General features: G+C 71.6%; 10 protein-coding genes. 4 read left to right on the top strand and 6 right to left on the bottom strand.

Features of this window, described 5'->3' with window-relative positions:
* Position 1: 1 nt before the first annotated feature.
* Both treS and Aph01nite_RS19755 read right to left on the bottom strand, forming a co-directional pair.
* Positions 2-1,645 carry a maltose alpha-D-glucosyltransferase gene (treS, locus tag Aph01nite_RS19760; protein WP_239161821.1) on the bottom strand — a complete coding sequence of 548 codons (1,644 nt, stop codon included), beginning with the start codon at positions 1,643-1,645 and terminating at the stop codon, positions 2-4.
* 153 nt (positions 1,646-1,798) lie between these two features.
* Positions 1,799-3,505, bottom strand: coding sequence for an asparagine synthase-related protein (locus Aph01nite_RS19755; RefSeq protein ID WP_204042395.1), 1,707 nt, complete (start codon positions 3,503-3,505; stop codon positions 1,799-1,801).
* 105 nt (positions 3,506-3,610) lie between these two features.
* On the opposite strand from Aph01nite_RS19755, the gene Aph01nite_RS19750 reads away from it, so the two are divergent.
* Entirely contained in the window at positions 3,611-5,530 is a 1,920-nt protein-coding gene (locus Aph01nite_RS19750) for a glycosyltransferase family protein (protein WP_204042394.1), read from the top strand.
* Here Aph01nite_RS19750 and Aph01nite_RS19745 read toward each other — a convergent pair.
* From Aph01nite_RS19745 to Aph01nite_RS19735, 3 genes are all read right to left on the bottom strand, one after another.
* Complete coding sequence (locus Aph01nite_RS19745; protein ID WP_373872310.1) at positions 5,527-6,066, bottom strand: MOSC domain-containing protein; 540 nt, start codon at positions 6,064-6,066, stop codon at positions 5,527-5,529. The genes Aph01nite_RS19750 and Aph01nite_RS19745 overlap by 4 nt on opposite strands.
* A gap of 24 nt (positions 6,067-6,090) precedes the next feature.
* Positions 6,091-6,864, bottom strand: a complete 774-nt coding sequence (locus tag Aph01nite_RS19740; protein WP_204042393.1) for an SAM-dependent methyltransferase — start codon at positions 6,862-6,864, stop codon at positions 6,091-6,093.
* Positions 6,865-6,927: 63 nt separating this feature from the next.
* Positions 6,928-8,211 (bottom strand): cryptochrome/photolyase family protein, encoded by a 1,284-nt coding sequence (locus Aph01nite_RS19735; protein WP_239161820.1) that lies wholly within the window; start codon positions 8,209-8,211, stop codon positions 6,928-6,930.
* A 127-nt stretch (positions 8,212-8,338) separates the two neighbouring features.
* On the opposite strand from Aph01nite_RS19735, the gene Aph01nite_RS19730 reads away from it, so the two are divergent.
* The 3 genes from Aph01nite_RS19730 to Aph01nite_RS19720 all read left to right on the top strand — a co-directional run bounded on the left by Aph01nite_RS19730 (position 8,339) and on the right by Aph01nite_RS19720 (position 10,765).
* The gene (locus Aph01nite_RS19730; RefSeq protein ID WP_204042391.1) at positions 8,339-9,259 is read left to right on the top strand and encodes a MerR family transcriptional regulator; all 921 of its coding nucleotides are present in this window, start codon (positions 8,339-8,341) and stop codon (positions 9,257-9,259) included.
* 79 nt (positions 9,260-9,338) lie between these two features.
* Positions 9,339-9,833: an RNA polymerase sigma factor gene (locus Aph01nite_RS19725; protein WP_204042390.1), complete on the top strand. Its 495-nt coding sequence runs from the start codon at positions 9,339-9,341 to the stop codon at positions 9,831-9,833.
* Positions 9,830-10,765 carry a YbgA family protein gene (locus tag Aph01nite_RS19720; RefSeq protein ID WP_204042389.1) on the top strand — a complete coding sequence of 312 codons (936 nt, stop codon included), beginning with the start codon at positions 9,830-9,832 and terminating at the stop codon, positions 10,763-10,765. Before Aph01nite_RS19725 ends, Aph01nite_RS19720 begins: the two co-directional genes overlap by 4 nt.
* On the opposite strand, the gene treZ is transcribed toward Aph01nite_RS19720, so the two are convergent.
* Positions 10,724-12,421, bottom strand: coding sequence for a malto-oligosyltrehalose trehalohydrolase (treZ, locus tag Aph01nite_RS19715; protein ID WP_204042388.1), 1,698 nt, complete (start codon positions 12,419-12,421; stop codon positions 10,724-10,726). The two genes, Aph01nite_RS19720 and treZ, sit on opposite strands and share 42 nt — an antisense overlap.
* Positions 12,422-12,440 lie beyond the last annotated feature (19 nt).

Here is a 12,440-nt window from a genome sequence, read left to right as displayed (position 1 = left end):
TTCAGTCCTTCAGGGCGAACCAGTAGAACCCGTGACCCGGCAGGGTCAGCAGGTACGGCAGTTCGCCCACGGTCGGGAACGGCACGCCGCCCCGGCACTCCACCGGCGTGCAGCCCTGGAACCTGCGCAGGTCCAGCTCCACCGGCTGCGGGTGCTTGGACAGGTTGTTGACGCAGAGCACCCGGTCCCCGCCGTCCTCGCGCAGGAACGCGAGCACGGCCGGGTTGTGCGACCACAGCTCGATGTACGCCCCCGTGCCGAAGACCGGGTGCTGGCGGCGGATCTCCAGCATCTGCCGGGTGAACTGGAGCAGCGAGGACGGGTTCTGCTGCTGCGCCTCCACGTTGACCGAGGGGAACCCGTAGATCGGATCCATCACCGCGGGCAGGTAGAGCCGCCCCGGGTCGGCCTGGGAGAAGCCGGCGTTGCGGTCCGGGCTCCACTGCATCGGGGTGCGGACCGCGTCGCGGTCCTCCAGCCAGATGTTGTCGCCCATGCCGATCTCGTCGCCGTAGTACATGACCGGGGAGCCGGGCATGGACAGCAGCAGGGCCGTGAACAGCTCGATCTGGTCGCGGTCGTTCTCCAGCAGGGGGGCCAGCCGGCGCCGGATGCCGAGGTAGGCCCGCATGCGCGGGTCCTTGGCGTACTCGTTGTGCATGTAGTCGCGTTCTTCCTCGGTGACCTGCTCGAGGGTGAGCTCGTCGTGGTTGCGGAGGAAGATGCCCCACTGGGCGGTCTCGGGGAGCTTCGGGGTCCGCGACATGATCTCCGAGATGGGTTCCCTGTCGCCGCGCCGTACGGCCATGAAGATGCGGGGCATGAGCGGGAAGTGGAAGGCCATGTGGCACTCGTCGCCGCCGGTGAGCGGGTCGCCGAAGTACTCCACCACGTCCTCGGGCCAGCCGTTGGCCTCGGCCAGCAGGACCCGGTCCGGGTAGTTGGCGTCCACCTCGGCGCGGATGCGCTTCAGGTACGCGTGCGTCTCCGGCAGCCCGGAGCAGTCCGTGCCCTCCCGCTCGAACAGGTACGGCACCGCGTCCAGCCGGAACCCGTCCACGCCCAGGTCCAGCCAGAACCGGAGCACGTCCAGCATGGTCTCCTGGACGACCGGGTTGTCGTAGTTGAGGTCGGGCTGGTGGTGGAAGAAGCGGTGCCAGTAGTACTGGCGGCGGACCGGGTCGTAGGTCCAGTTGGACTCCTCCGCGCCGACGAAGACGATCGGCACGCCGTCGTACGTGGTGGGGTCGTCGGTCCAGACGTAGAAGTCGCCGTAGGGCCCGTCGGGGTCCTCGCGGGAAGCCTGGAACCACGGGTGCTTGTCGCTGGTGTGGTTCATCACCAGGTCCGTGATGACCCGCAGGCCGCGCCGGTGGGCCGCCTCGATCATCGCCGTGAAGTCGGTCAGGTCGCCGAACTCCGGCAGGATCTTCATGTAGTCGGAGATGTCGTAGCCGCCGTCGCGCAGCGGCGACTGGTAGAGCGGCAGCAGCCAGAGGCAGTCGACGCCGAGCCACTTGACGTAGTCCAGCTTCTCGATCAGCCCGCGCAGGTCGCCGGTGCCGTCGCCGTTGGAATCCTTGAAGCCGCGGACGAGCACCTCGTAGAAAACGGCCCTCTTGTACCAGCCGGGATCGGGTGACATCCCGGTGTCAGAGACCGGCTCTGGGCATGGCGAAGCAACAGTCATCGAACATCGCTTTACGGGGGAGGAGGGTTGTTCAAGTCCGCAGCTCAGTGCGGCGGTTGCCAGAAAATACCATCTGACCTGGGTTGACAGGGAACGATTACGTAGCCCTTACAGCGGGTTTTCTGGCGTTTCCACGCGGTTACCATCGGTGATCTCACCAGCGCTCCAGGGAGGCGTGAGGTCGCCCAGCACGTCCTCGTAGTCCGTCAGCCAGGAACCGAAAAGTACTAAACCGCGCAGCCAGAAACGGGAATTCCAGGATCCGAAGGCGGCCAGCGCGTCCGGTCCGGCCTCGACCACCTCCAGCATGCCCGGCGACATCAGCCCCGGGACGCGGGCGGCCCTGCGCAGCATCGCGTGGTTCCACTCGCGCGCCGCCGGGGCGGACGAGCGCAGCGGCACCCGCCGGTGCGGCAGCGCGCCGTTGGTGGAGGGCAGCGCGGCCACCTTCGGGTTGGCGGCGCGCAGGATCTCGCGGTAGAAGCGCCCGCCCTCCTTCCTGGCGACCGGCACCGAGAGCGCCGCGTCGAAGAAGTCCGGATACAGGAACGGGAAGACCGGCGTCGCCTCCGGGCCGACCAGGTTGACCGGGGAGCGGGCGATGCCGCGCGCGGTCCTGGTGTGCAGCACGCTCAGCGGCAGCTCGCTGCGGTGGCCGCGCAGCATGGAGGTGGCCTGGTCGAAGGCGGTGCTCACGGTGTCGTCCATCCACGCGGAGGCCCGCTCGCCCAGCACCGGCAGGTGCGGGTCGCCCACGGCCAGCGCGGCCAGCAGGGCCCGCCTGCGGTCCTGGCCGGTGCCCGCGCCCACCGCGTCCGCGGTGATCAGGAAGTTCTTCATCAGCGGCCCGCCGGCCAGCCCGTCCACGACCGCCCGGCCGGCCTGGTGGACCTCCCGGGCGAACGGCGAGTACCAGGCGTGGTGGCTGGTCAGGTACTCCAGCCGCCGGGCCGCCCAGCGGGCCTCGTCCGGGTAGTCCTCGGCCCGCTGCGGCACGATCCGGTGCTCGACGCCCAGCTCGCGGGTGATGTACCTGGCGAAGTCGAGGTCGTTGTCCAGCCCGTCGTCCGGGCTGGTCGTCCAGGAGACGATGTCCTTGCGCTGGGCCACCGCCACGCTGGCCAGCAGCCGCGAGTCGTACCCGCCGCTGACCGGCACCAGCACCTTCTCGTACGGCTTGAGCGCCTCGTGCAGCAGCGCCACGATGTCGCCGCCGGTGATCCCCCGGTCGAACGGCTCCTCGCGCACCCAGCGCGGCGCCCGCCGGTCCACGCCCAGCCGCCCCCTGGTCCGCGACCAGCTCAGCGCCGTCGCCCCGGGCAGCCGCTTGATCTGCGCGTACGGGGTGTCCTCCAGCAGTGGGTAGGTGAGCTTGAGGATGGCCGCCCACGCGTCCCAGTTGACCTCGTACGGCCGCCGCGCCAGCGCCAGCAGCGGCTCGATCAGGCCGGAGAAGTACACGGCGTCGCCGTCGGTCAGGTAGTACACGTCGATGAGCCCGAACGCGCCGGTGTGCAGCGTCACCGCGTCCGGCGCGTCGATGAGGCCGGGCGCCTCGAAGGTCTCGGCGACGCGCAGCCAGTCCCCGCCGGCGATGGGCCTGCGGTCGCCCCACGAGAACGCGGCCATGGTCGGCCCGCTGTCGTACGGCGTGAGCGGCCCCGAGCTCAGCACGGCGGCGTCCCGCGTGACGTACGCGGCGTCCACCGGCGGCCCGGAGCGGGCCAGCAGGTCCAGCCTGGACTGGTCGAAGGGCCCGAATGCACCACACACATACGGCCTGGCCAGGTATGTCGGCCACTCACCTCTGCGCACGTGTGTCCTCCCGATCGGTATTCCGACGAGTTTAAGGAGGTGAGGGGTGCGCTTGGTGCCGTATTGACGTCTTCCGCTGCCCGGTATGCGGATATTGTGACCGCTATGAGTGAGCTGGAGAGCGTCCGGCGGGCCCTGGCGCAGGCCGTCGAGCAGGCTGCGGGCGCCGCCGAACTGGCCCGGCTGCTCGTCGACTACCAGGCGCGGCTGGACGAGGCCGCCCGCACCGAGGCCGACGCCCTGACCAGGGCCAAGACCGCCGAAGCCCGGCTCAGGGCGGTCGAAAGGCAGGCCGCCCAGCTGGCCAAGCACCTGGCCGAGCAGCGCTACCTGACCGAGGTGGCGCAGTGGAAGCTCGAATCGGTGCAGGGCAGCCGGTGGTCCCAGCTCGGCGACGCGATCCAGACGAAGAACCCCGGCACGGTGGCCAGGACGCTCAAGGCCCCCGTCAAGAAACGCCCCGCGCCCAAGCGCTCCGACTTCACGCCGGACCCGGTGGTGAACGAGGGCGGCGTGGCGCCGGTCGTGCCCGACTCCGCCGGGCCCGCGGTCTCCACGCCGCTGGCCGAGTCGTTCGTGGTGCCGAAGGGGCCGCTGGTCCGGCCGTACCTGACGGTGGCGGCGATCGTGGACCGGCAGACCGAGGCGCTCATGCGGTACGAGTGGCGGCAGGTCACCAACTTCGGCCCCGAGAACTGGCAGGCCATGCTGGAGGAGCACCAGCCGCACGTGCTCTTCGTGGAGTCGGTACGGCCGGGGCCGCGCCAGGGCAACGGCGGGCGCTGGCTGGAGGCCATGGACGGCCAATCGCGGGCGCTGCGCGACCTGGTCGAGGCGTGCAAGAAGCGCGGCGTGAAGACGGTCTACTGGCACTCCTCCGGCTCGGTCGGGAAGGCCTTCCCCGCGGCCGAGCTGTTCGAGTACGTGCTGGCCACCAGCGAACCCCGCGCCCGGGAGTGGCGCTCCGCGCTCCGCCACGACCGGGTGGGCGTGCTGCCGCACACCGTGCAGCCGCGGGTGCACAACCAGATCCCGGCGGCCGGCGGCCGGACCGGTGAGATCCGCACGCTCGGCTCGGTCGAGGGCGAGTGGGAGCCGCTGATCGGCCAGTCGTCCACCGACAAGTCCAGCTACGACGACGTGCTGACGGCCTACCGGCAGCCCGCCGCGGTGCTCGCCGGGGTGGACGCCGACCCCCGGGTGATCGCCGAGATCGAGGCGTGCGGCACGCCCGTGGTCCGGCTGGCCGGCGCCAAGCCCCCGGCGGACCTCGGCGAGGCCGTCCCGAACGCCCATCTGGCCTGGCGGGCGACCACGGCGGTCACGCCGTACCTGGATCCGATCATGGACACGATCGGGGTGCCCAGCGTCCGCAACAGCGGCGTCGTCACCGCCATCGCGGCCGTGGCCTCGCCCGGCGAGCTGGACCATCTGGTCGCCCAGCTGGCCCGCCAGCTCCGCCGCCCGGAGCAGCTGGTGATCGTGGCCGACGGCCTGGACGCCGGGCTCGTGGAGAAGTCGCTGCACGGCCTGGACGTGGAGGCGGTCATCCGCACCGCGGGCCCGCTCACCCGCGGCGCCGCCCTCGACCGCGCCCTCCGCCTCGCCGACGGCGACCACGTCGCCGTCTTCGACCCCCGCGACCTGTACGGCGAGCACTACCTCGCCGACGCCCTCCGCCACTTCGCCGCCACCGACGCGGAGATCATCGGCAAGGCCTCCTGCTACATCCAGGTCGCCGGGGCCACCCTGCTCCGCCAGCCCGGCACCGAGCACCGGTTCCTGGCCGAGGTCGCCGGCGGCACCCTGCTCGCCCGCCGTCCCGCCCTCCAGGAGCTGGGCTTCGCCGACGTCACCGACGACTGGGACGAGGTCCTGATGCGCCAGGCCCGCGCGGACGCCATCCGCGTCTACTCGGCCGACCGCTACTCCTACGTCTGCGTCCGCGAGATCGCCGAAGGCCGGCTGTTCGCCTCGGCCGCCCTGGAGGGGTACGTCCCGGCCGAATCCCTGGCCCTCTTTTAGACGGGCACCAGGGCCGTGTGCGGCTCGGGCGGGTAGGTCACGGCGATCGGGTCCCCGGGACGGATCTCGCCGCCGGTGATCACGACGGCCATCACGCCCGCCCTGCGGACCAGCTCGCCGTCCTCGTCGCGGTAGACGCACTCCTTCATCAGGCCGTCCTGGAACCGGTCGAGCTGCGCGCACGGATTGCGCAGGCCGGTCACCTCGATCACGGCCTCGGGGCCGAGCCGGAGCCTGGTCCCGGTGGGCAGCCCCAGCAGGTCCAGACCCCGGGTGGTGACGTTCTCCCCCATGTCGCCCGCGCGTACGGAGAAGCCGGAGCCGGCCAGCTCGTCGTGGAACTCGGCGTGGATGAGGTGGACCTGGCGGAGGTTGGGCTGGCTGGGGTCGCGGGCCATCCGGGAGCGGTGCTTGACCGTGACGCCCTGGTGCGCGTCGCCCTCCACGCCGAGCCCGGCGAGCAGGCGGATCACATCCTGGTTGGGCTTGCTGAAGGTGTACGCGCCGCTGCTGCTGACCGCCTCAACGTGTGCCATCAGGCCAGGATAGATCGCCCGATCTCACGGCTTCCTGGCGACTCCGCCCCAGCCGAGGGCGGCGAACCTGCGCAGCACGGAGGCCTCGATGAAGTCGAGGGTGTCCAGCCTCTCGAAGTCCCCGAAGAAACGGTCGATCTCCTCGACCGTACGGGGGAACAGTCCGCCGCCGCGCGGGGTGGTGAAGGTGTCGTTGACCACGTCGGTGTCGCCGCGGCGGGACTCCTGGACGGTCATGTGGCTGATCACCAGGTAGCTGCCCGGGGCCATCGCCTCGCGGATCTTGGCCACCTGGTCGTACGGGTCGGGGAGGTGGTGGAGCACGCCGGCCATCAGCACGCCCAGCGGCTGGGACCAGTCGATCAGGCCGGTCTCGCTCGCCCCCGCCGTGACCTTCTCGCCGTCGGCGAGGTCCGCCTCGACCATCGAGACGCCCGCGTCGCTGGCCAGGATCGCGCGCCCGTGCACGCAGACCACGGGGTCCCGGTCCACGTAGACCACCCGCGCGTCCGGAGCCTCCTGCCGCGCTACCTGGTGCACGTTGTCCTGCGTGGGCAGGCCCGCCCCGATGTCCAGGAACTGCCGGATCCCGGACCGTGCCATGAACCGCACCGCGTCGCCCAGGAACTTCCTGTTGGCCCTGGCGCCCTCTCGGGACTCCGGGAAGACGTTCAGGATCTCGGCCGCCGCCGCCCGGTCGACGGCGAAGTTGTCCTTGCCCCCGAGCATGTAGTCATAGATGCGCGCGGAGTTGGGCGTCGAAACGTCCACACCGCCCGGGGGATTGCGGTCGGCCATGGGCGCATCGTATCGCGCGCTATGCCCGATTTCCTGAAATAGCAGGGCCAACTCGCCCAGCGGTCAGGCCTGTGCTGTGATCGGTGACGGGTAGCCGCGCACCGGGCGGGAGAGCCGCCACGGCTCGTGGACGGCCCCGCCGGGGTAGGACTGGAGTTCCAGGACGTAGCGCCGGACGTACTCCCCCTCGGGGTCGAACTTCCTGGCCTGGCGGATCGGGTTGAGCACGCGGTTGGGGCGGGTGTCGTTGCCGGTGCCCGCCATCCACTGCCAGTTGCCGCAGTTGTTGGCCACGTCGGCGTCCAGGAGCAGGTCGGCGAAGTGGTCGGCGCCCACGCGCCAGTCCACGCCCAGGGTCTTGGTGAGGTACGAGGCGACGATCAGGCGGGCCCGGTTGTGCATCCAGCCCTCGGCGGCGAGCTGCCGCATGCCGGCGTCCACAATGGGAATTCCGGTCATTCCTTCCCGCCAGGCCTGGGCGACGTCCTTGTCCTCGTTCCAGTCCCGCCCACGCGGCCGATAATCACGTCGTGAAATTTCAGGAAACGCGTAGGTGACCTGGTGGTAGAAGTCACGCCAGCACAGCTGCCGTACGAACTCCTCGTTCCGCGATCCCAGCCGGGCCAGCTCCAGCGGCGACACACACCCGAAGTGCAGGTACGGGCTCAGCCGCGACGTCCGGTCCCCCGCCAGGTCGTCGTGCCCGGCCGCGTAGTCCTCCAGGCCGTGCCGCAGCCACAGCTCCATCCGCCGCCGCACCCTGCTCTCCCCACCCGGCACGTACGGCTCCCGCTCCGCCTCCGGCAGCTCCCCCGGCTCGACCCCGGGCGGCAGGCTCACCCGCTCCGGCGCCTCCACGAGTTCCCGCCACCGCGTCCCCGCCCACGCCCGCCAGTACGGCGTGAACACCTTGTAGTGATCCCCGCCGGTGGGGATCAACCGGCCGGGCGGGACCACCGTGACCCCGGGGAACAGCCGGAACTCCAGCCGTTCCCGCTCGCAGTCCCGGGCCAGCCGCCGTTCCCTGGCCCGCGCGTACGCGGTCACGTCGGCGGAGGCCCAGACGGCGGACGCGTTCACCTCGCGCGCCAGCCGTACCGCCTCGGCCGCCGGGTCGCCGCGGCGGACCACCAGGTCGCCGCCGCGGTCGCGGAGTGAGGCCCGCAGGTCGGCCAGGCACTCGGCCAGGAAACCGGCCCGGCCGCGCGCGTCCATCCCGGGGTCGAGCACGAAGAGCGGCAGCACGTGCCGGGCCCCCGCGCAGGCTTCGGCGAGCGCGGGATGGTCGCCGACCCGCAGGTCGCGGTTGAACAGCACGACGACGGTTTCCCTGGCGATTTCCTTCACAAGAACACCTTCGGAAACCGGCCGCTCACCGGTTGCATCCGTTGCGAGGTCGCGCCCGAAGGAATCGGCGAGAGGTGTCCCAGGCAGGGCATGATTTGTCATCCACGGGAACCGATCGGACTCATACATGGACGAAACGCAGGACGGCCTGAGTTACGGGATCGGCGCGGTGGCGCGCCGGCTCGGCGTGCCCGCGCCCACCCTGCGCACCTGGAACCTCCGCTACGGCATCGGCCCGAGCTCCCGCAGCCCGGGCGGCCACCGCCGGTACGGCGCGCTGGACCTGACCCGCCTGGAGGAGATGAACCGGCTGATCAAGGCCGGCGCGCCCCCGGCCGAGGCGGCGCAGGCCGCGCTGCGCATCCGCTCGGTCCCGGCGGACCATGCGCCCCGGACGCCCGAACCTCCCGCGCCACGGGGGAAGATCCGGCCGGAGCTGCCGGTCGAGCAGCTGGCCGGGCGGCTCGCGCGGGCCGCCATCGCGCTGGACAGCTGGTCGGTGGCCGAGGCGGTCGAGGCGGGCCTGGGCAGGTTCGGGGTCACCGAGACGTGGGACCGGCTGATCCTGCCCGCGTTCGCGGTGATCAGCAGGCGGCAGGCCGCCACGGGCGTCGGGGTGGACGTGGAGCACGTCTTCTCCGAGCGGGTCATGGCCGCCTTCACCGCGCGGATCGGGCGCCCGGCCCTGCCCATCAACCCCCGGCCGGCCCTGCTGGCCTGCGCGGCCGACGAGCAGCACAGCCTGCCCGTGTTCGCGCTGGCCGCCGCCCTGGCGTCGGAGCACTCGGTGGAGGTCCGGGTGCTGGGCGCGCGCACGCCGTTCTCGGCGCTGGGCGACGCGATGCGCCGCCTCAACCCCGCCGTCGTCTTCGTCTGGTCGCAGCTGGCCGAGACGGGCGACCCCGCTCCGCTGACCCGGCTGCCGGTGCTCCGCCCGACCAGCCCGATCATGACCGGCGGGCCGGGCTGGCGCGAGCTGCCGCCCGGGATCACCCACCTGGCCTCGATGAACGAGGCGATCATCCGCATCGTCGGCTTGCTGCGCTGATCTCGCACCTGCGCTTGCGTGATTCCGCACGAGCAGATATGAATAGGTTTTGAGTAAGTTTTCAGTCGGGGAGGTCACCATGTCGCTCACCGGACCGGACGCGGTGACGGAGTGCTACCGGGCGCACGCGCCGCTGGTGCGGAGCTACCTCCGGCGCTTCGTGCCGTCCCAGGACATCGAGGACGTGCTGCAGGTCGTGTTCGCCGAGGTCTGGCGCTGCCGGGGCCGCTACGATCCGTCCCGCAGCCTGGAGGCCTGGCTGCAGGCCATCGCCAGGAACCGGGCCATCGACTACCTGCGCGGACGCGCGCCGGTCACGGTCCCGCTGGACGTGGTGCCGGAGCCGTGCGACCCGCACGACCCCGACGACCACGCCGACCGGCTGAGCCGGCGCGAGGAGGTCAGGCGGGCGCTCGCCGTGCTGCCCGCGCCGCAGCGGCAGGCCATCGAGCTGGCCTACTACGCCGAGCTGAGCCAGCGGGAGATCGCCGACCGGCTGGACGTGCCGCTCGGCACCGTCAAGGCGCGCACCGCGCGGGCGCTGCACCGCCTGTCCACGCTGGTGGCGGCATGACCCCCCGGCCGAGGGTGGCGGTCTCCGGGTGCCTGCTGGGCGACCTCATCCGCTACAACGGGGGCCACAGCCGCAACCGGTTCCTCGCCGACGAGCTGGACCGGTTCGTGGACTGGGTGCACGTCTGCCCGGAGATGGAGGCCGGTCTCGGCACGCCCAGGGAGACGCTGCGGCTGGAGCGGGGCGGCAGGCTGGTGCAGCGGCGGAGCCGTACCGATGTGACGGGGGCCGTGACGGAGGCGGCCGAGCGGCGGATCGGCACGCTGGACGTCGACGGGTACGTGTTCAAGGCGAAGAGCCCGTCCTGCGGGCTGCACGGCATCCCCGTGTACGCCGGGGACCAGGCCGTGAGCCGCAAGGGCCGGGGCCTGTTCGCCGAGAAGATCATCGAGGCGTTCCCGCTGCTGCCGGTGGAGGACGAGGGCAGGCTCAACGACGCCGTGCTCCGGGAGGAGTTCGTCGAGCGGATCTTCGCGGCGGCCCGGCTGCGGGAGCTGCTGGCGGCCGAGTGGCACCCCCGGGACCTGGTCGCCTTCCACACGCGGCACAAGATGCAGCTGCTCGCGCACGACGCCGCCGCCTACCGGGAGGCCGGCCGGATCGTCGCCGGCGCCGGATCCGGCGACGTGCGGGCCGCCTACGCCGAGGTGTTCCGGCGGGCGCTGTGCCGCCGGGCCAGCGTCGGCCGCAACGTCAACGTGCTCCAGCACTGCATGGGCATGGTGGGCAACGCGCTGGACCGGGTCCGCCGCGCCGACCTGGCGGAGGTGATCGTGGACTACGCGCGGCGCGAGGTGCCGCTGTCCGTGCCGGTCACGCTCCTGCTCCACCACGCCCGCGGCGAGGCCGCGCCGTACGTGCGGGACCAGAGCTACTTCGCGCCGTACCCGTCAGAGCTTCGGCTGCGCAACCACGTGAACGACGGCCAGTGAGAGCGGCGGCAGGTACAGGTCCGCGCCGGTCAGCGTGATGCCCTCGTCGGAGGCCAGCAGCACGTGGCCGGGACTCAGCCGGACCGGGACGGGGAAGTCGCCCAGGTTGGCGGCGATCCGCATCGAGCCCCGGTGTACCACCAGCCAGTGGCGGTCGTCGTCGTAGCGCACCCGGACCCGGTCCAGGCGGGGGTCGGCCAGGTCGGGGTGGGCCTTGCGGAGCGCGATCAGGTCGCGGTACCAGCCGAGCAGGGAGGCCGCGCCGTCCTCGGCGGGCTCCGACCAGTCCAGCTTGGAGCGCAGGAAGGTCTGCTCGTCCTGCGGGTCGGGGGCCTTCCAGTCGTACCCGAAGGCCTCGAACTCGCGGCGGCGGCGCTCGCCCTCCCCGGCGGCCAGCTCCGGGTCGTGGTGGTCGGTGAAGAAGTAGAACGGGGAACTCGCTCCCCACTCCTCGCCCATGAACAGCATCGGCGTGAACGGCGAGGTCAGCAGCAGCCCGGCGGCCAGCCAGAGCTGCTCGGGGCGGAGCCGGTCGCCCAGCGGCCGGTTGCCGATCTGGTCGTGGTTCTGCACGCAGCAGACGAAGCGGTGACCGGAGACGCCGGTGGCCGGGCGGCCGTGCGAGCGGCCCCGGAACGTGGAGTAGTTGCCGTCGTGGAAGTACGCCGAGGTCATCACCTTGGCGACGGCCGCCAGCGAGCCGAAGTCGCCGTAGTAGGCGTGGGTCTCGCCGGTCACGGCCGAGTGCAGGGCGTGGTGCACGTCGTCATTCCAGGTGGCGTCCAGGCCGTACCGGGTGATCAGGCCGGGGTCGTTGAGGTCGGATTCGGCGATGAGGGTGAGCGGGCGGCCGAGCACCGTGGAGAGGGCCTCGACCTCGCCCGCGAGCTCCTCCAGGAAGTGCGTGGCGCGCTTGTCGTGGAGGGCGTGCACGGCGTCCAGGCGCAGCCCGTCGACGTGGTAGTCGCGCAGCCACTGGAGCGCGTTCTCGATGAAGTAGCGGCGCACCTCGTCGGAGTGCGGGCCGTCCAGGTTGACCGCGTCGCCCCAGTACGAGCCCTTGAATCCGTGCAGGTAGGGCCCGAACTTGGACAGATAGTTCCCGGACGGGCCGAGGTGGTTGTAGACGACGTCGAGGATCACGCCGAGCCCGGCCCGGTGGCAGGCGTCCACGAGGACCTTGAGGCCGTCGGGGCCGCCGTATTCCTCCCGCACGGCGTAGAGGTCGACGCCGTCGTAGCCCCAGTTGCGGCGGCCGGGCACGGGCGCGACCGGCATCAGCTCGACGAAGTCGACGCCCAGATCGACCAGGTGCCCGAGCTTGCCGGCGACGGCCTCGAAGGTTCCCTCCGGCGTGTACGTGCCGACGTGCAGCTCGTAGATGACCGAACCGCGCAGGCCGCGCCCCCGCCAGTCCTGGTCGCCCCAGGTGAACCTGGCGTGGTCGTAGACCCGGCTCGGCCCCTCCACCCCGTACGGCTGCCGCCTCGTCCGGGGGTCGGGGTACGGGCCCGCGCCGTCCACGTGGAATGCGTAGTCGTCGCCGTGTTCGCCGCCTGATGCCCGCCACCAGCCGTTCTCAGAAGACATGTCCCGTCTGACGCCCCCGGATTCGACTTCGACGCGCGTCGCGAGGGGCGCCCAGACTTCGTACATGTTTCACCTATTTCCCATA

This window comes from Acrocarpospora phusangensis (genome assembly GCF_016862995.1).
Lineage (GTDB): Bacteria > Actinomycetota > Actinomycetes > Streptosporangiales > Streptosporangiaceae > Acrocarpospora > Acrocarpospora phusangensis.
The sequence above is the reverse complement of the archived record's forward strand: the minus strand, read 5'-3'. Positions and strand labels throughout refer to the sequence as shown.

Coding starts and splice junctions, on each gene's coding strand:
- Aph01nite_RS19745 (WP_373872310.1), bottom strand. CDS start 6,066: ATGGCACACGTTGAGGCGGTCAGCAGCAGCGGCGCGTACACCTTCAGC.
- Aph01nite_RS19725 (WP_204042390.1), top strand. CDS start 9,339: ATGTCGCTCACCGGACCGGACGCGGTGACGGAGTGCTACCGGGCGCAC.
- treS (WP_239161821.1), bottom strand. CDS start 1,645: ATGTCACCCGATCCCGGCTGGTACAAGAGGGCCGTTTTCTACGAGGTG.
- treZ (WP_204042388.1), bottom strand. CDS start 12,421: ATGTACGAAGTCTGGGCGCCCCTCGCGACGCGCGTCGAAGTCGAATCC.
- Aph01nite_RS19720 (WP_204042389.1), top strand. CDS start 9,830: ATGACCCCCCGGCCGAGGGTGGCGGTCTCCGGGTGCCTGCTGGGCGAC.
- Aph01nite_RS19740 (WP_204042393.1), bottom strand. CDS start 6,864: ATGGCCGACCGCAATCCCCCGGGCGGTGTGGACGTTTCGACGCCCAAC.
- Aph01nite_RS19750 (WP_204042394.1), top strand. CDS start 3,611: ATGAGTGAGCTGGAGAGCGTCCGGCGGGCCCTGGCGCAGGCCGTCGAG.
- Aph01nite_RS19730 (WP_204042391.1), top strand. CDS start 8,339: ATGGACGAAACGCAGGACGGCCTGAGTTACGGGATCGGCGCGGTGGCG.